This window comes from Aeromonas sp. INTO2 (genome assembly GCF_049860605.1).
Taxonomy (GTDB): domain Bacteria; phylum Pseudomonadota; class Gammaproteobacteria; order Enterobacterales; family Aeromonadaceae; genus Aeromonas; species Aeromonas caviae.
In genome coordinates, this window is record NZ_CP187588.1 from 2980516 (window position 1) to 2997351 (window position 16836).

Genomic DNA, 16836 nt, shown 5'->3' on the forward strand with positions numbered 1-16836 from the left:
GCTCATGGCTTTTTCTCCACGGTTTTGCCGTTGTACTTGTAGGTCTTGGCCTGCATGGACATACCGATCAGCTCACCACCCTTCCCCTGGCTGAGCTGGAAAGAATCCAGGATCACGATGCGCGGTAAAGCAGCCATGTCCGCCGTGAACTTGCCAAGTTCGTGATAGGTGCCCACGACCTCGATGCGCATGGGCAGCTCGGTGGAGAACTCGTGTTTCACCTCTGGCTCCCAGTTGATCCTGTTCAATGTCAAACCGTTATCGGTGGCAATGAAGCTGATGTCATCCAGCAAACCGGCGACTTCGTGGGTGTTGGGCAGCTGCTTGAGCTGGGTGTCGACCAGATGTTCCAGCTGGACCATCTGCTTTCTGTATGCTTCCAGGTTCGCGGCCAGCATGGCCTTGCTCTCGAATTGTCCCTTGAGCTCGGTCTCTTTTGCGGCTTCACGACCCAGGGCCGCCAGGGAATTGGCAATCACGTAGTAATAGAGTGCCCCGCCAAGCAGAGCACAGCAGAAGAAGACAAAGATGCCCTTGGCGATCGGCGGCCAGCGGGCAATGTCATTGAGATCCAGGTCGTTGAGTTGTTGCAGGTTCATTTTTGCCCCTTAGCCACGTTGGGTAGCGCCGTGGCAATCTGGAACATCATGGAGAACTGGCTCAGGGCGATGGGGGCCACCTCGGCCGTGAAAATGGTGCTGAGCTGGGATTGTGTCAGCCAGCCGGAACCGTCGATTCGGCGCATCATGCTGGCAACCCTGCCATAGGCTTCGGTCTTTCCCTTCACATCTATCTTGTTGTTTTGCAAGGCAAGGCTATCAAGATATACCCCATTGGGGACCAGCACCGGTAGCTGATTGAACAGACGCACAGGGATGTTGCGGCGCATCTGCAACTGCTCGATGAGTTGCATGCGGTCAATCAACTCCTTGCGCCGTTCCTTGAGAAGCCTGATCTCCCCAAGCTGGGTGTCCAGGGTTGCCATCTCCTGCTGCAACCGCTGATTGCGCTGTTGCTGGTAACCGATCTGCTGCTGCACCAGCCAGTCTGCAGCAAAGGCGATGGCAGCCGTCCCCGCTAGGAACAGACCGAACAGGATGCCGAATTGTTTCTTCTGACGCTGCGCCCGAGCCTGCCGCCAGGGCAGAAGGTTTATATTTGACATGGTGTGAAGCTCCTCAGTGCCAGTCCGAGCGCCGTCATATACTTGGCCCCATGAGTCAGCCCCCCCTCTCCCTGCGGCTTGCCAAAGAGTGCAAAGGGATCGGGATGCAGCACCTCGCAGTTGAGCTCGCTGCCGATTTGTCCGGCCAGCCCCGGCAGCAGGCTCCCCCCTCCGGTCAGCACCAGCCTGGAGAGCTCCTTGTTCCCCGAAGAGCTGCAAAACAGCTGCACGTTGCGCCGTATCTGCAACACCAGGGTGCTGAGGTGAGGCAACAGGACATCCACCTCATGATCCGCAGGCAGGGAGCCCTGGAGCTTGGCCAGTTCCGCTTCTTCCATACTCATGCTGTAAAAAGAGGCCAATGCCTGGCTGTATTGATCACCACCAAAATTCTGCAACCGGGAATAGATGACCTGGCCCCGTAGCAGGGCGGCGAAAGTCAGGGCGCTGGCACCGATGTCGACGATGCCAACCGGTTTCTCCGAGGTTTGCAGGTCGGGCAAGCAGGCAAGCACGGCGCGTCCGAGCGCATGGGCCCCCACATCCACCACCATGGTCGTCATGCCTGCCTCCGTCAGGGCACTGACCCGGCCACTGACGCTCTCGGTCCGCGCGGCACTGAGCAGGACCTCCTGACGCCCGTTGTCGCCCGCCATGCCGAGGATTTCAAAATCCAGGCTCACTTCGTCGAGGGGAAAGGGGATGAGCTGCTCTGCCTCCAGGTGAACCTGGTTCTCCAGCTCGTTCTCGTTGATGTTGGTATCGACCTGAATGATCTTGGTGATGACGTTGGAACCGGTCACAGCCGTGGCCACGTTCTGGCAATCCCCTTGCACGAGCCGCTTGAGCGACTTGAGGGACTGACTGACCCGTTCAATGTCCTGAAGTTGATAGTCGACCAGCGTTCCTCTTGGCATGGGGATCTCGGCAACCGAACCGAGGTGCACCTTGCCGGGACGTCCGCTGATGGTGACGGCCTTGATGGTTTGACTGCCAAAATCAATGCCCGCCATGGAGACGAGGGACGCGAATTCAACTTCGAAGTGCAATTCCCGATTAAAAATCAGGCTGCTTTCAGAAGTTCGTCAAAAACCACCTGTGGCTGTTTAAATCCCAAGCATTTGCGCGGCCTGAAGTTCAGCCGCTTTTCGACGGCTGACAGTGCCTCTGCTGTCACCACACTCAAATCACTGCCTTTGGGCACATATTGCCGCAGCAGACCATTGCTATTCTCATTCTGTCCCCGTTCCCATGCACTGTATGGATGCGCAAAGTACACCTGCGCTTCCAGCTCTGCTGCAACACGTTCATGTTCGACAAACTCGCTACCATTGTCAGCTGTGATGGTATGGACATGTGCCTGGTAGGGTTTCAGCATGCTGATAATGGTGTCCGCCACCGCGCTGGCTGTTTTGCTGGGAACGTATTGAACCAGGTAGAGCCGGCTCTTACGCTCCAACAGACTCACTATTGCACCGCTGCCTTGCTTACCCAACACGGTATCGACTTCCCAATCTCCCACACGGCTCCGCTCATTGACTATCGCAGGGCGTTCATCAATCGATACCGGATTGGGAATGACACTGCGTTTGCTGTTCTTACCCTTGCGATAGCGTTTGTGACCCTGACGCAGATGCCGGTATAGCGTGCCACCGTTGGCCTTGTCGCGTGCCACATAGCGGTATATCCACTCGTGGCTAACCGGGCAGTTAATCATGTCTCCAACGCCACTGATTTGCTCGGGACTCCAGTCCGCGACCAGCGCCATGCAAACAAAGTCGATGGTATCAGACGGGACAGTACGCTTCTGACTCGTCAGCCGTCGTGCCGTGGCAAGTTGGTGAGCCTGCTGCGGCTGATAGGCCTGCCCAGCACAATTACGACGAAGCTCACGACTGATAGTCGATGGATGAACCCCGAGCTGTTTGGCAATGCGGGCCTGTGACAGGCCATGGTCACGGAGGCAGGCAATCTGGTATCGTAGCCCCTCGGTCAACTGCTGGTATTTCATGGTGTATCGCTTTGTTTCTTTGGCGAGAAGAAGCGTACCCTAACTGGTAGTTGACCGCCTCTCTCCTATGCACCATGGGCATTGCACTTATTATCTGAATTCACGGGATCCCTTACTTAATAGCCCAAACATATACACATCCATGCGTTATTGGGTTTTCGGACTTATTGTAGGACAGCGCGTCATGATGTGACGGCTTAACTCAATATAATGCTCTATCTATCAATGTCATAAAGTTTGTGTCAAAAGTTGACGCCCCTCTCCTTTCGGCCTTGATTGCGGCCCCCTTGGTAATTGTGCCCTGGAGTGCTACCCTCCCGCCTCTTCTCGGGGTCGCCTGTTTGCGGACAGGAAAACCTCGAATCCGCGAGGGTAAAAAGGCTATACTCTGCGCCCGTTGGCTAATTTTAAGACGATTGGTAGTTCTTCCATGCTGAAATGGCTCGTTCGCCTGTTTATTGTCATGATGCTGGGTGCTGTGCTGGGCGTTGCCAGCCTCATCGGCATCTACTTCTACATCAAGCCCCAGTTGCCGGACGTCAGCGCCCTGCGCGATGTCAAACTGGCTACCCCCATGAAGGTCTACAGCCGGGACGGGGAATTGATCTCCCAGTTTGGCGAAATTCGTCGCATCCCCCTGCGGCTGGACGAAATTCCCCAGTCCATGATCGATGCCGTACTCGCCACCGAAGATGCCCGCTTCTATGAGCACCCGGGCATAGACCCCATCGGCATCATCCGTGCAGCCACCGTCTGGGCCGTCTCCGGCCAGGCGCGTCAGGGCGCCAGTACCATTACCCAGCAGGTGGCCCGCAACTTCTTCCTGAGCAACGAGAAGACCCTGGTACGCAAGATCAAGGAAGTGTTCCTCGCCTGGCGCATCGAGCAGAACCTCTCCAAGGACGAGATCCTCACCCTCTATCTCAACAAGATCCCCCTCGGCTACCGGGCATTCGGGGTCGGCGCGGCCGCCCAGGTCTACTTCGGCAAGGAGGTCAAGGATCTGACCCTGGACGAGATCGCCATCATCGCGGGTCTCCCCAAGGCCCCCTCCATGCTGAACCCGATCCGCTCCCCGGAGCGCGCCTTCGCTCGCCGCAACGTGGTACTGGGTCGCATGCTGGAAACCGGCAAGATCACCCAGGCTCAGTATGACGAAGCCTCCAAGATGCCGGTCAAGGCCCGTTTTCACGGTGCCGAAACTACGCTGAACGCCCCCTATCTGAGCGAGATGGTGCGCCAGAAGATGGTGGAGCAGTTTGGTGAAGATGCCTACACCATGGGGCTGCACGTCTACACCACCGTCACCGCCAAGCGTCAGCGCGCCGCCCATCAGGCGCTGCTGGACGGTGTCTTCGACTACGACACCCGCCACGGCTACCGTGGCCCGACCGCCTTGCTGTGGAAAGCCGGTGAAACGGCCTGGGACTACGAGCAGATCATGGCCCATCTGGCCAAGCAGCCGACCTATCAGCCCCTGATGGCCGCCGTGGTCACCCAGCTCGGCGACAAGAGCGCCACCCTGGTGCTCAAGAATGGCAAACAGGCCGAACTGGGCTGGAATGGCATCAAGTGGGCGCGTGCCTTCATCACCGACGATCGCCAGGGCTTTGCCCCGAAATCGGCGCGGGATGTACTCAAAGTCGGCGCCCAGATCTGGGTCAGGGAGAAAGGGGAAGAGTTACTGCTCTCCCAGATCCCCGACGTCAACGCCGCCCTGGTGGCCATGAACCCGCAAGACGGCGCCATCGAGGCCCTGGTCGGCGGCTTCAGCTTCGAGCTCTCCAAGTTCAACCGGGTCGATCAGGCCCGTCGTCAGGTCGGCTCCAACATCAAACCGTTCCTCTATGCCACCGCGCTGGAGCAGGGCTATACCCTGGCGTCCCTCATCAACGATGCACCGATCAACCAGTGGGATCCTGCCAAGGGCCCCATGTGGCAGCCCAAGAACTCGCCCGCCATCTATGAAGGGCCGACCACCTTGCGCCTCGGCCTTGCCAAGTCCAAGAACGTGATGTCGGTCCGGCTGATGCGCGCCATCGGGCTGGATACCTATATCGACGGCCTGACCCGCTTCGGCTTCGCCCGTGATCACATTTCCGCCAACGAATCCCTGGCGCTGGGTGCGGCGGAGTTTACCCCGCTGGAAGTGGTGCGCGGCTACTCGGTGCTGGCCAATGGCGGCTTCCAGGTCACCCCCTACTTCATCACCGAGGTGACCGACAGCTTCGGCACCCCCCTGTTTGAGGCCAACCCGGCCGCCGCCTGCCGCGACTGCGGCGTGCTGGCCGCCGCCGGTCTCGACAGCGCGGATGCCTATGCCAATACCACGGCAGACTGGAAGGCCCAGTGCCCCATCGATCCTGTCGTGCCCAACAACATGGCACCGCAGACCATCAGTGCCCAGAGCGCCTTCCTCATCACCGACACCCTGACCACCGCCATCTGGGGTGGCAATGGCTGGCGTGGTACCGGCTGGCGGGCAGCCCGTGACCTCAAGCGTCACGACATCTCGGGCAAGACGGGGACCACCAACGAATCCCGGGATGCCTGGTTCTCCGGCTATACCCCAAATCTGGTGGCCACCTCCTGGATCGGTTTTGACAACCACCAGCGCGGTCTGGGCCGGGCCGAGTTTGGCGGTGGTGCCGCCCAGCCCATCTGGATTGACTTCATGAAGACGGCTCTGCAACAGGTGCCCGAGCACAAGATGCCGGTCCCCGAAGGGATCATGCAGGTCCGCATCGATCGTGAAACCGGTCTGCTGACCAATCGCGCCGATGGCAGTACCACGGAGGAGTTCTTCAAAGAGGGCACAGAGCCCACCCGCTACGCGAGCCAGATCTCCGATGGCAACCAGGTGTATGGCGGTGACGATGCGACCACAGACGGTCCCGTCTCCACCGACGACATCTTCTAGGTCACCCTGGAAACAACAAAAACCGGCGCCCAGGCGCCGGTTTTTGTTTCGGGATGACGAGCGGGCTGCGTCAGCCCAGCAGGGCTTTCATCAGACTCGAGATGCGGGCCGCCAGCTCATTGAAGCAGGGGCGGCGAACCGAGTAGTGACGATAGAGCAGGGAGATGGTGCGCCCCGGCACGGGGTTGATTACCGGGCGATAACTGACGCCCCCCTCCTCCGGGTTGGCGGGCACGGCGAGCCTGGGCACCAGCGTCATGCCGCTGCCAGCGGCGACCATGTTGCGCAAGGTCTCCAGACTGGTGCCCTTGAAGCGCTGATCCTCACCGATGCCCGCGGCAAAACAGAAACCCATCGCCTGATCCCGCAGGCAGTGACCGTCGGCCAGCATCAGCAATTTCTTGCCCTTGAGATTGTGCAGGGGCACCGCCTTGGCGCTCGCCTCCGGGTGATGCTGGGGCACGGCCAGCCACATGGGCTCCTGATAGAGGGGGATGGCGCCAAACCCCTCCATCCCTTCCAACTCCGCCAGCACGAGGCAATCCAGCTCTCCCTCCTCCAGCCGCTTGAGCAGCACCTGGGTCTGATCTTCGTAGAGGTAGAACTCCAGCTTGGGGAAGTGTTCACGCAGATCCTGGATGATGTGGGGCAGCAGATAGGGGCCCACGGTGGGAATGAAACCGATGTGGATCTCGCCGGACATGGGCTCGGCGAAGTGCTGGCCTATGCTCTTGAGCTCTCGCGCCTCTTTGAGCACCTTGCGCGCCTGACGGGCCATGGCATCGCCGGCGGGCGTGAACAGCACCTTGCGGGAGGTGCGCTCGATGAGGATCACTCCCAGTTCATCTTCCAGCTTGCGCAGCTGGCCACTCAGGGTCGGCTGGCTGACAAAGCAGCGCTCCGCTGCCTTGCGAAAGTGTTTCTCCTCTTCCAGCGCTACCAGATATTCGAGATCGCGAAGGTTCATAGGTACTGCATCCTGCCGTTCAATGAGGCCGATAGCATGCACAAGAACAGTGCGGGGGACAAGGGAGGCGCGCAGACGGGTCTGCCCTCTCCCTCTCCTTTGACAAGCCGCAGGCGATGGGCGAGAGACTCACCCCATCAGAGAGGTGATGTGATCCGCGAACGCCGCTGGCTCTCCCAGATAGGAGGAGACAGGCAGCTCAACGACGCGCTCCCCTTGCATCAATCCCAGGGTCGGGAACCCCTGCCCGCCGAGGCGGCGCAGCCACGCCTGGCTTGTGGCCAGATGGCCCACAAGATCGACCCGACCAAAGGCCAGGGTGAATGCTTCCGGTGTCAGCCCCTGCTCCCGCGCGAGCGCCGCCAGCCGTGTCGGGGAACCGACCCATTCCCCATCCCGGTAGTGGGTTTCCTGGATGCGGTGCAACAAGGCAAGGCCGTCGCCGCCAAGCTCGCTCACCGCCAGAACGGCGCGTATGGGCGGCTCGGAGTCGAGGAGCAGTGACTCGTTGAGCAGGAGCTCGTTGAAGTAGCGCTCACCAAAGCACTGTCCGGTGAGGGCGTGGATGCGCTCATCATGGGGACGCACATAGTCCCGCAGGGGCTGGCCCATGGCCTGGCGCCTGGCGCCCATCCAGAGGCCCCCCCCATGCAGTTCGATGCGAAGGCCCGGGATCTCGGCAGCGGCTTTCAGCAGGGGGGCGGCGCCATAGCACCAGCCACAGAGGGGGTCATAGACATAATGGAGGGTTGTTTGCGCTTCGTTCATCATCATTCTCGCTTCAATGCTGGATAAAAAACCGGGCCCTCGGGCCCGGAAAAAAACACAGGGATGTAGGCGTCAGGGAGTTACCACTTCATCTCGCCGGTATTGACCTTGGCACCGATGGCCAGGCCATCATCGACCGGCAGAGAGGGGTAAGCCTTCTTCAGCGCTTCAATCAGTTGGCCGGAGTGCTTGGCTTTGGCCAGCTCCTGCTCAAAGCGCTGCACGTAGTCACGGGTGAAGGTCACGGCTTCGGTACCCTTGGGCGCAGTCCCCAGGAAGTGACCCGGCACCACGCGCTCGGGTTTCAGGGCCAGCAGATTGTTCAGCGCCTTGACCCAGTTGCTGCGAGCGGCCTTGGACTGGCTGTCCGCCATCCAGACGTGCACGCCGCTGTAGACCGGCACACCACCAAAGGCCGTCTTGATGGAAGGGGCCCAGAGGTAGGCATTCGGGGTGTTCATCTCTTTGATTTCAATCTTCTCGCCATCCAGGGTCAGGTGGCTGGCCGTCATCACTTGCGGCACGGTCAGGCTCTTGGGTGCATCCTTGCCCAGGATCGGGCCCCAGTAGCTCAGCTTGGCATCCTTGGTCTGCTTGATATGGTCGACCACATGCTGGTCGGCCAACACCTTGACATCCGGGAACGCCGCCATGACGGGTTCCAGACCGAAGTAGAAGTCGGGGTCACCGGCACTGATATAGACAGTGGTCAGCTTCTTGCCGCTCTTCTTGATCATGTCCACCAGCGCCTGACCATGTTGCACATCGAACTGGGCATCGATCAGGATGGCCTCTTTGTCACCGGTTACCAGTGAGGAGGAGACGGGGAAGATCGCCTTCTCGCCGGGGTTGTAGGCGGTCACGGTCAGGGGGGCCGCCAGGGCGGAACCCGTCATCAGGAGGCTGGTCAGGGTCAGGGTACGCAGTGTGTTGTTCATCAGATAACGCTCATCGGTGTGGATTAATGGAATGAGCGCAGTTTATTGCATCACCATCGATACAAATACCGCATAATAGGCGCATCACTGTTGCATAAATCGATCATATAGGAGCACAAGATGGATAGGCTGACCGCATTGCGGGTCTTCGTCTGCGTGGTGGAACAGGGCAGCCTGAGCGGCGCCGGGGAGAAACTGGAGATGTCCCGCGCCATGGTGTCGCGCTACCTGGCCGAGCTGGAACGCTGGATGGGGGCCAGATTGCTGCACCGCACCACCCGCCGGCTGAGCCTGACCGGGCCGGGAGAAGAGGCGCTGAACCGGGCCAGAGCCATGCTGGCCCTGGGGGAAGAGATGGAACACCTGGCCATCCGCCATGACGAGGCCCCCAAGGGGCAACTGCGCATCACCTGCAGCTACTCTCTCTCCGAAGCCCTGCTGGTCGGGGCGGCGAACGACTATCTGGCCCGTTACCCCGGCACGGCGATCGACATCCTGCTGCTGGACCGGACGGTTAATCTGGTGGAGGAGCGAATCGATCTCGCCCTGCGCATCACCAACGACCTCGATCCCAACCTGGTGGCCCGCAGGCTCGGCACCTGCCACTCGGTGGTGTGCGCCAGCCCCGCCTACCTGGCCCGCCATGCCCTGCCGCAGCAGGTGCAGGATCTGGCACTGCACAACTGCCTCACCTACACCTATTTCGGCAAGAGCCTGTGGGAGTTTCTGGGGCCCGATGGTCCCGAATCCGTCCCGGTGAGCGGCAACCTCAGCGCCAACATCTCCAACCTGCTGCTGGCGCCACCCTGGACGGGGCGGGGATCAGCCTGCAACCCGCCTACTCGGTTCACCCCCATCTGGCAAGCGGCGCACTGGTCCCCCTGCTCACCCCGTGGCAGCCCAAGCGCCTCGGCGTCTATGCCGTTTATGGCACCCGCAAACAGATGTCCCCCCTGCTGCGCAGCTTCCTCGACTTTCTCGTGGAGCGGATGGCGGACGATCCCCTGTGGCAGGAAGCCCCTCCCTCTCTCTGATCCCTGCGAGCCGCACAAAAAAGGGGCCTCGCGGCCCCTCTTTGCTCCATCCTGTGCCGGTCAGGCTTCGAAACCGAATGCCTTGACCGGGGTCTCTCCCTCCTCGGCCTCCTGATCCTCCAGATAGATGTCGTGATAGGCGGCATAGATGGAGTAGTTGATGGCAGGCAGCACCACCAGCAGGCCCACCAGCATCAGGAGTGTGCCAAAGAAGATCAGCACGGCCCCGAGCAGCCCCCACCAGAGGAAGGGCCACATGTTGCGCAGACATCCCTTGAAGCTGAGCATGGCTGCCTGCCAGACCCCGACCTGATGGAAGAGGATAAGGGCGGGGGCGAAGGTGATGGCCATCAGCACGGGAACGAACAGTGCCAATCCCACCAGGGCGCAGACGAGGAAGCCCTGTGCCTGCTCCGGGGTCAGCGCCAGGGAGCCCGGATCAGCGGACAACAGGCCGGTGAGTCCCCACTGGTGCAGCAGGAACACACAGATCATCAGGATCCCCATGATGAGGCCGAGCACCATCAGGCCCCCCAGCATCAAGGGGGTCAACCGATGGCGGAAACCGGCAAAGAAGTCGCCAAATTGCAGCGCCTCGCCATGGTGACCCCGCCGCGCCACCGCCACCCAGCCAGCCCCCCACACCATGTAGAGCAACTGGGAGATCAAGCCCCCCGCCGGCAGCTGATCCAGCACGATGCCCACCACAAACCAGAGCACTATCATGGCCACGCTGGCACCCATCCCCTTGTTGAAGATGTCGAATCCGGTGCGGATCCAGATCTAGCCCTGTCCTATGCCATGGCGTTTGGGTTCGCGGCGCAGGGCCCTGTCACTGTTCATCATTGACCTCGTCGAAAAATAGGGGCGAAGCGGCGTCTCCCCAGGGCACGCTCACCGTGACCATGATGGGGCCGGTGCGTACTACCTGGCCCGGCAACCGGGTCGGGGAGAGCCTCATCTTGCAGTCGGTGACCTGGGTCGCCGCCGAGTAGGGTACCGCGATGGCGGTATCGAATGGAATAGGGGTCAGGGCCCCTGTCCGGCCATGCCCACCCCGACCTCGACCAGGCTGGTGGTGATGAAGCGGTTGTCGCTCGCGAGCGCCCCCAAGATGCGGTAGCGCAGCGGCCCCTGCTCAGGCTGGCAAGGTCGAAGGGAAGGCGGGCACCCGCAACCAGAGCATTCACCTCGCTGCAATGGCGTGTCCGTTGCGTCCTTCTGGGCCGCAGCCGATGAGTTTATCGGCCACGGTTGACGGACAGCACCGCCAGAATGTGGCATCATCTCCCCCCTCTTGCTTTCCCCCTGATCCGATGGAGCCATCATGCGCCGCCTCTTCTTTCTTCTCCTGCTGCTCGGCAGCCCTGCGCTTCACGCCGAACCGGGGTTTATCAGCCGCCTGCTCAACCACCCGGTGCCGGGGGGCGTGGCCGTGGTACCACTGGGAAGCGGGGCCAAGGCGCCCGCAGTGCGCTATCAGGACAAGCCTGTGCTGGTGGTACAGGAAGACGGGAAGACGTGGATCGCCATCGTCGGCATCCCGCTCAAGAGCGCGCCCGGCCCCCATCAGGTGACCACCAGCGATGGCCGCACCTTGAGTTTCAAGGTCGGCACCAAGCACTACCGTGAGCAGCACATCAAGCTCAAGAACAGCCGCCAGGTCAATCCGCTGGCCGAAGACATGACCCGCATCAACCGGGAGCTTGCCGAACAGACCCGCGCCTACCAGACCTTCAGCCCGGCTCAGCCGAGCAACCTGCTGTTTGACAAACCGGTCCAGGGCCCGCTCTCCAGCCCCTTCGGGCTGCGCCGCTTCTTCAACGGCGAGGAGCGCAACCCCCACTCCGGCCTCGACTTCGCGGTCGGAGCCGGCACTCCCATCAAGGCACCAGCCGCTGGCAAGGTCATCCTCATCGGCAACTACTTCTTCAACGGCAATACGGTGTTCGTCGACCACGGCCAGGGCCTCATCAGCATGTTCTGTCACATGTCGAAGGTGGACGTGAAGCTGGGCCAGAGCCTGCCCCGCGGCGGCATCGTCGGCCGGGTCGGCGCCACCGGCCGCGCCACCGGTCCCCACATGCACTGGAACGTCAGCCTCAACGACGCCCGCGTCGACCCCGCCATCTTTATCGGCGCCTTCAAGCCCTGAGGCCGGCGACCTGCCGCCCACAGGCAGGGGCACTCAAAATGAAAAAGGCAGCCAAGGCTGCCTTTTTCATGGACGCATGACCACATCTCAGGCAGCGCTGTGCTGGCGCCCCTCCCTATTCATCGCCCGCCACATCACCAGGACCAGCAGAGTGCTGCAAGTGGGCAGCGCCAGCCAGACACCGGCCACTCCCCACAGGGAGGAGAAGCCCCACAGGAAACCGCCGATCAGCACCAGCTTGCCGCCGGTGAGCAGGGAAGCGATGCGGGCCCGGTTGATGGCCTGGAAATAGGTGGCCCCCACCAGCAGCAAGCCTTCCATGGGCAGTCCCCAGAAGTAGAGCCAGATACCGAGGCTGGCCACCGGCAACAGGGCAGCATTGTCCCCCGCAAACAGATAAACCACTGCCTCCGGCCACAGATACAGCGGGATCATCCCGCACAGTGCCACCGCCATGGTCACTCCCAATGCCAGGTTGCGTACCCGCAGCACCCGTGCCCAGTTGCCCGCCCCGGCATTGAAGCTGGCGATAGGCTGGATGCCCATGGCGATCCCCTCGAAGATGAGATAGAAGAAGGCCTCGCTGTAGCTGATGACCCCATAGGCGGCCACGTGCAGCGAAGTGCCCACCGAGAGCAGCGCCTTGTTGTGCAGCGCCAGCACCACCGAGAGGTAGAGGTACATCAGAAAACTCGACACCCCGAGTCGCAATGTCTCCCCCATCAGCCGCCAGTCGGGCACCAGGGTATCCCAGCGAATGCGCAACTGGCTACGGGGGGTGAAGAAGTGCCACAGGCACAGGCCCCCGGTGACCGCCTGGGAGAGCATGGTCGCGATGGCGGCCCCCGCCAGCCCCCAGGGGATCACCGCCATCAGCAGGTAGTCGAGCAGCACGTTGAGCACGCCGCCCCCCACCAGGATCCAGGTGGTGAGGCCGGGTCGCCCGTCGTTGCGCAGCAGGGCGGCAAAGGCCATGGAGAGCACCGCGAACACCCCGAGCCAGGCGTACCACTGCAGATAGGCGAAGCCTGCGTCGAAGATGACCCCCTGCGCCCCCATCCAGACAAGCATGGCCTTGCCGTAACGAATGCCAATGAAGGCGAGCAGCGCGGAGGCGATGAGCACCATCACCAGGGCATTGCCGACGATGTGGCGCGCCCTGGCCTGCTCCCCCTTGCCCAGATAGAAGGAGGCCAGCGACGAGGATCCCATGCCGATCAGGGCCCCCACCGCGTAGAGCACGGCGCAGATGGGGTACGCCAGCATCATGCCGGCCAGCCCGTCCTGGCCCAGGATATGGCCGACGAAGATGCCGTCTATGGTGACATAGATGCCGGTGACCAGCATGGCGGCCACCGTGGGGGTGACGTAACGCAAGAAGAGGCGGGAAAGGGGGGCCGTGCCCAGATCGACGGAGGACATAAATTGCTCAATGAAGGGGAACGGCCAGAATAATAGCCAAACAAGACCCGGATCACCCGTTATTTGTGCCGTGGATCATTCATCTTGAGGGCTTTACCCGCCCCGGCCCCTGCTTTAGGCTAGGGCGACTTCTCCTGAACGGAAACGTGCGCCATGTTGCAACGCCTGCTCTGTCTGATGCTCTGTCTCAGCCTGTTCCCCTTCTCCGCTGTCCAGGCTGATGATGCCATCACTCAGGTAGAGGAGCTGCTGCAAAGCATCCCCAAGACGGATACCCCGGAAAACCAGCAACTGCGGGAGAGCTACCAGCAGGCGCTGCAATATGCCCGGGATGCCCAGCGCTACCGGGAACAGGGCAAGGCCTACCAGCAGATCCTCATCGACTACCCCAAGGAGTCCGCCCGTCTCAAGGAGGGGCTGCACAACTATCAGCCCCAGTCCCGCCCGTCCCTCTCCTCCCTCAAGGAGGATGCCCTGCGCCAGGCCATCAGCCTGAGCAGCAACCGCCAGCTCAACCTGCGCAAGGAGCGTCAGGCGGTGACCGACAGCCTCAACCAGCTTGAGAGCACGGGCCAGGAATATCACCTGCGGGTCGACGAGTTGCGCAAGCAGTTGCTCCAGACCCGCTCCCTGCTCGATCGCCTGAGCTTCAGCAACGAGTCGGACAGGTTGCAGGAGGCCCAGCAACTGGCCACCCGACTCAAAGAGCAGAGCCTCTCCGACCGGATCCAGATGCTGGAGCTGGAGCAGCTCTCCGCCCAGCAGCGCAACGATCTGGGCAAGCTCAAGCTGCAGGAGCTCAACCTCGCCATCACCGACGAGGATGAGTGGCAGACCAGTCTGCTTTCCCAGCAGAACCAGCTGCGTCGGGACAAGACCGAGCAGGCCCTGGCCGAGAGCGAACGCCTGCGCCGCCAGCTCACCTCTGACCTCCCCCTCTTGCAGGAGCAACAGCAGCAAAACCAGGCCCTCTCCCTGCAACTGGGGGCCCTCGAGGACCAGATTGAACGGGTGCAGGACGAGCAACGGGGGGTGGACACCTCCCTCTCCGGGCTCAACGAGCTGGTCAATTCGGTGCGCGAACAGCTGGAGTGGTTGCAGATAAGCAACGCCTACGGCGAGAACCTGCGCAGCAAGCTGGCCGATCTGCCCGCCTACTTCCCGCTGGAGCGGCTGGAGTCCGCCATCGTCAAGGCGCGCATGGCCAAATACCAGTACGAGACCGAGCAGGATGCCCTGAAGGATCCGGTGCAACTGCGCAACAGCCTGCTCAGTGGAGACGGCATCACCCTGGACAGGGCCCAGCGCGCCGTGCTGGACAACCTGCTCAAGGCGAGACGGCAACTGCTGACCCGGCTCAACGATGCCTCCGACACCCTCATTCAGGAGCAGACCCGCCTCAAGCTGCTCTACAGCCGCCAGAACAGCAAGATCGACGAGATCCGCGAACTCAGTGCCAGCCATCTGTTCTGGATGCCGGACGTGCGCCCCCTGAGCCCGGCGGTGCTGCTCGGCGTCCCGGCCGCCCTCGGCCTTGCCTTCAACCCGGCCAACTGGCTGCAACTGCCCAGGGCCATCGCCGAGAACAACCCCCTGAGCCTGACCCTGGCTGGCCTCGGGCTGCTGGGGCTGGCCTGGTGCTGGCTGAAACTGGCTCGCCACCTCCTTCAATACAGCCAGTACATTGCCCCGCGCATCGGCAAGGTAACCCAGGACAAGTTCAGCCTCACCAGCCGATTGCTGGTGCGCTCCGTGCTCGCCGCCCTGCCGCTGCCCGCCATGGTGCTCATGGTGCACGGCCTGCTGGACGGCGCCTGGCAATATCCCTTCGCGGTGGCGGTGGCCCGGGGCCTGGGTGAAATCTGGTTCCTGCTGCTGGCCCTGCTGGTGGCGCGCCACCTCACCCTGGAGAAGGGGATCCTCATCCTCCACTTCCGCTGGCAGAAGGAGCGGGTGCAGCGAGTATGGGGACAATTTCGTACCCTGCTGCTGGTGCTGATCCCGAGCTTCTTCGTGCAGGGCATGGCGAGCAGCTATCAGGAGCACGCCTTCTACGACTCCCTGGGACGCCTCGCCTTCATCATCGGGGCCCTCTGGCTGCTGCTCTTCTTTGCCCGCCTCAACCGGGAAAAACTGCCTCTCACCTGGGGTCAGGCAGACATGACCAAGCCCCATCTGCTGCACCACTTCATCTGGAACAGCCTGATGCTGGCCCCGCTGCTGGCGGTGCTGGGCGCCCTGTTCGGCTACTTCTACACCTCCCGCACCCTGCTGCGCCAGCTGGAGCTGAGCCTGCTGGCGGGGCTCGGCTGCCTGCTCGTCTACTATCTGGCCCACCGCTGGATGCTGATCCAGCGCCGCCGACTCGCCTTCGATCGCGCCAAGCAGAAGCGGGCCGAGATCCTGGCGCAGCGGGAGCGGGAAGAGGACGATCTCAGCTCCGAGATCCCCGATGTGGTGGAGGAGCCCGAGCTAGACCTGGATACCATCAGCGCCCAGTCCCTCGGCCTGGTACGCACCCTGCTGATGCTGGGCTTCACCATGCTGGTGGTGGTGCAATGGTCGGATCTCAACTCGGCATTCAGCTTCCTCAGCAGCATCGAGGTGTGGCAGGTGAGCAGCAAGGTGGCCGGCATCGAGCAGCTCTCCGCCATCACCCTGCAGGATCTGATGCTGACCGTCTTCGCCTTCATCCTGACGGTGGTCACCGCCCGCAACCTGCCAGGGTTGATGGAGCTCACCCTGCTCCAGCACCTGAGCCTCTCCCCCGGCACCGGCTTCGCCCTCACCACGGTGAGCAAGTACCTGGTGCTGCTGATTGGCGCCCTCACCGGCTTCTCCATGCTCGGCATCGACTGGTCCAAGACCCAGTGGCTGGTGGCAGCACTCTCCGTGGGGCTGGGCTTCGGCTTGCAGGAGATCTTCGCCAACTTCGTCTCCGGCCTCATCATCCTGTTCGAAAAACCGATCCGCCTGGGTGACACCGTCACCATCCGTGATCTCACCGGCACCGTCACCAAGATCAAGACCCGCGCCACCACCATAGTGGACTGGGACAGGAAGGAGATCATCGTCCCCAACAAGGCCTTCATCACCGAGCAGTTCATCAACTGGTCCCTGTCCGATGCCATCACCCGGGTCCGCTTGCGCATTCGCATCGGCCTGACCCAGAATCCCAAGCAGGTACAGCAACTGCTGGAGCAGAGCGTGCGCGAGTCCACCCTGGTGCTGGATACGCCCGCCCCGGAGGTGTTCCTGATCGAGTTCACCGACTCGGCCCTCATCTACGAGATCCGGCTCTACGTCAACAACATGGATCACCGGATGCCCATTACACACGAGGTGCATTCCCTGATCCTGGAGAAACTCGGCCAGGTCGGCATGCATCTGCCACATCAGCAGATCGACATCCGGATGAGCCGGGGATGAAGCCCCCAAAGACGACAACAGGAGCCA

14 protein-coding genes and 2 pseudogenes are annotated in these 16836 nt (G+C 61.8%); 5 read left to right on the forward strand and 11 right to left on the reverse strand.

What is annotated here, in order from left to right; translation table 11 throughout:
* Positions 1–2: 2 nt before the first annotated feature.
* Genes tapO through ACPW74_RS14045 form a run of 4 tightly spaced genes read right to left on the reverse strand, consistent with a single transcriptional unit; the run spans position 3 to position 3176 of the window.
* Positions 3–599, reverse strand: coding sequence for a PilO family type IV pilus biogenesis protein TapO (gene tapO, locus ACPW74_RS14030; protein WP_041212566.1), 597 nt, complete (start codon positions 597–599; stop codon positions 3–5).
* Positions 596–1165 (reverse strand): PilN family type IV pilus biogenesis protein TapN, encoded by a 570-nt coding sequence (gene tapN / locus ACPW74_RS14035; protein WP_039039579.1) that lies wholly within the window; start codon positions 1163–1165, stop codon positions 596–598. The genes tapO and tapN overlap by 4 nt, the downstream gene beginning before the upstream one ends.
* Entirely contained in the window at positions 1153–2178 is a 1026-nt protein-coding gene (gene tapM / locus ACPW74_RS14040; RefSeq protein WP_161646486.1) for a PilM family type IVa pilus assembly protein TapM, read from the reverse strand. Before tapM ends, tapN begins: the two co-directional genes overlap by 13 nt.
* A 50-nt stretch (positions 2179–2228) precedes the next feature.
* Positions 2229–3176, reverse strand: a complete 948-nt coding sequence (locus tag ACPW74_RS14045) for an IS30-like element ISAeca1 family transposase (RefSeq protein WP_012564931.1) — start codon at positions 3174–3176, stop codon at positions 2229–2231.
* Between the two features lie 430 nt (positions 3177–3606).
* On the opposite strand from ACPW74_RS14045, the gene ACPW74_RS14050 reads away from it, so the two are divergent.
* Positions 3607–6096, forward strand: coding sequence for a penicillin-binding protein 1A (locus tag ACPW74_RS14050; RefSeq protein WP_425858224.1), 2490 nt, complete (start codon positions 3607–3609; stop codon positions 6094–6096).
* Between the two features lie 70 nt (positions 6097–6166).
* Here the strand turns inward: ACPW74_RS14050 and oxyR are convergent, their stop codons facing one another.
* The 3 genes from oxyR to ACPW74_RS14065 form a co-directional block, all read right to left on the reverse strand.
* Positions 6167–7063: a DNA-binding transcriptional regulator OxyR gene (oxyR, locus tag ACPW74_RS14055; protein ID WP_010673817.1), complete on the reverse strand. Its 897-nt coding sequence runs from the start codon at positions 7061–7063 to the stop codon at positions 6167–6169.
* A gap of 129 nt (positions 7064–7192) precedes the next feature.
* Positions 7193–7837: a DsbA family protein gene (locus ACPW74_RS14060; RefSeq protein WP_425858226.1), complete on the reverse strand. Its 645-nt coding sequence runs from the start codon at positions 7835–7837 to the stop codon at positions 7193–7195.
* A gap of 74 nt (positions 7838–7911) precedes the next feature.
* Entirely contained in the window at positions 7912–8769 is an 858-nt protein-coding gene (locus tag ACPW74_RS14065; protein ID WP_052814884.1) for a Vmh family MBL fold metallo-hydrolase, read from the reverse strand.
* A gap of 120 nt (positions 8770–8889) precedes the next feature.
* Between ACPW74_RS14065 and ACPW74_RS14070 the strand changes: the two are divergent.
* Together ACPW74_RS14070 and ACPW74_RS14075 are read left to right on the forward strand one after the other, a co-directional pair.
* Positions 8890–9018 (forward strand): annotated as a pseudogene (locus ACPW74_RS14070) (helix-turn-helix domain-containing protein); the annotation flags it as partial.
* A 105-nt stretch (positions 9019–9123) separates the two neighbouring features.
* Positions 9124–9803 (forward strand): annotated as a pseudogene (locus tag ACPW74_RS14075) (substrate binding domain-containing protein).
* A gap of 60 nt (positions 9804–9863) precedes the next feature.
* On the opposite strand, the gene ACPW74_RS14080 reads toward ACPW74_RS14075, so the two are convergent.
* From ACPW74_RS14080 to ACPW74_RS14090, 3 genes are all read right to left on the reverse strand, one after another.
* Positions 9864–10586 (reverse strand): BPSS1780 family membrane protein, encoded by a 723-nt coding sequence (locus tag ACPW74_RS14080; RefSeq protein ID WP_425859210.1) that lies wholly within the window; start codon positions 10584–10586, stop codon positions 9864–9866.
* 49 nt (positions 10587–10635) lie between these two features.
* Positions 10636–10764: a hypothetical protein gene (locus tag ACPW74_RS14085; RefSeq protein ID WP_257709665.1), complete on the reverse strand. Its 129-nt coding sequence runs from the start codon at positions 10762–10764 to the stop codon at positions 10636–10638.
* A 68-nt stretch (positions 10765–10832) separates the two neighbouring features.
* Positions 10833–11003 carry a hypothetical protein gene (locus ACPW74_RS14090; RefSeq protein ID WP_173418147.1) on the reverse strand — a complete coding sequence of 57 codons (171 nt, stop codon included), beginning with the start codon at positions 11001–11003 and terminating at the stop codon, positions 10833–10835.
* A gap of 127 nt (positions 11004–11130) precedes the next feature.
* Between ACPW74_RS14090 and ACPW74_RS14095 the strand changes: the two genes are divergently transcribed.
* Positions 11131–11958 (forward strand): M23 family metallopeptidase, encoded by an 828-nt coding sequence (locus tag ACPW74_RS14095; RefSeq protein ID WP_010673811.1) that lies wholly within the window; start codon positions 11131–11133, stop codon positions 11956–11958.
* Between the two features lie 87 nt (positions 11959–12045).
* On the opposite strand, the gene ACPW74_RS14100 is transcribed toward ACPW74_RS14095, so the two are convergent.
* A complete protein-coding gene (locus ACPW74_RS14100) occupies positions 12046–13380 on the reverse strand; it encodes an MATE family efflux transporter (RefSeq protein ID WP_425858228.1) in 1335 nt (444 codons plus the stop codon).
* 153 nt (positions 13381–13533) lie between these two features.
* On the opposite strand from ACPW74_RS14100, the gene mscM reads away from it, so the two are divergent.
* Positions 13534–16809: a miniconductance mechanosensitive channel MscM gene (mscM, locus tag ACPW74_RS14105; RefSeq protein ID WP_128271829.1), complete on the forward strand. Its 3276-nt coding sequence runs from the start codon at positions 13534–13536 to the stop codon at positions 16807–16809.
* The last annotated feature ends 27 nt before the right edge of the window (positions 16810–16836 follow it).

Coding starts and splice junctions, on each gene's coding strand:
- tapO (WP_041212566.1), bottom strand. CDS start 599: ATGAACCTGCAACAACTCAACGACCTGGATCTCAATGACATTGCCCGC.
- tapN (WP_039039579.1), bottom strand. CDS start 1,165: ATGTCAAATATAAACCTTCTGCCCTGGCGGCAGGCTCGGGCGCAGCGT.
- tapM (WP_161646486.1), bottom strand. CDS start 2,178: ATGGCGGGCATTGATTTTGGCAGTCAAACCATCAAGGCCGTCACCATC.
- ACPW74_RS14045 (WP_012564931.1), bottom strand. CDS start 3,176: ATGAAATACCAGCAGTTGACCGAGGGGCTACGATACCAGATTGCCTGC.
- ACPW74_RS14050 (WP_425858224.1), top strand. CDS start 3,607: ATGCTGAAATGGCTCGTTCGCCTGTTTATTGTCATGATGCTGGGTGCT.
- oxyR (WP_010673817.1), bottom strand. CDS start 7,063: ATGAACCTTCGCGATCTCGAATATCTGGTAGCGCTGGAAGAGGAGAAA.
- ACPW74_RS14060 (WP_425858226.1), bottom strand. CDS start 7,837: ATGATGATGAACGAAGCGCAAACAACCCTCCATTATGTCTATGACCCC.
- ACPW74_RS14065 (WP_052814884.1), bottom strand. CDS start 8,769: ATGAACAACACACTGCGTACCCTGACCCTGACCAGCCTCCTGATGACG.
- ACPW74_RS14085 (WP_257709665.1), bottom strand. CDS start 10,764: ATGAGGCTCTCCCCGACCCGGTTGCCGGGCCAGGTAGTACGCACCGGC.
- ACPW74_RS14095 (WP_010673811.1), top strand. CDS start 11,131: ATGCGCCGCCTCTTCTTTCTTCTCCTGCTGCTCGGCAGCCCTGCGCTT.
- ACPW74_RS14100 (WP_425858228.1), bottom strand. CDS start 13,380: ATGTCCTCCGTCGATCTGGGCACGGCCCCCCTTTCCCGCCTCTTCTTG.
- mscM (WP_128271829.1), top strand. CDS start 13,534: ATGTTGCAACGCCTGCTCTGTCTGATGCTCTGTCTCAGCCTGTTCCCC.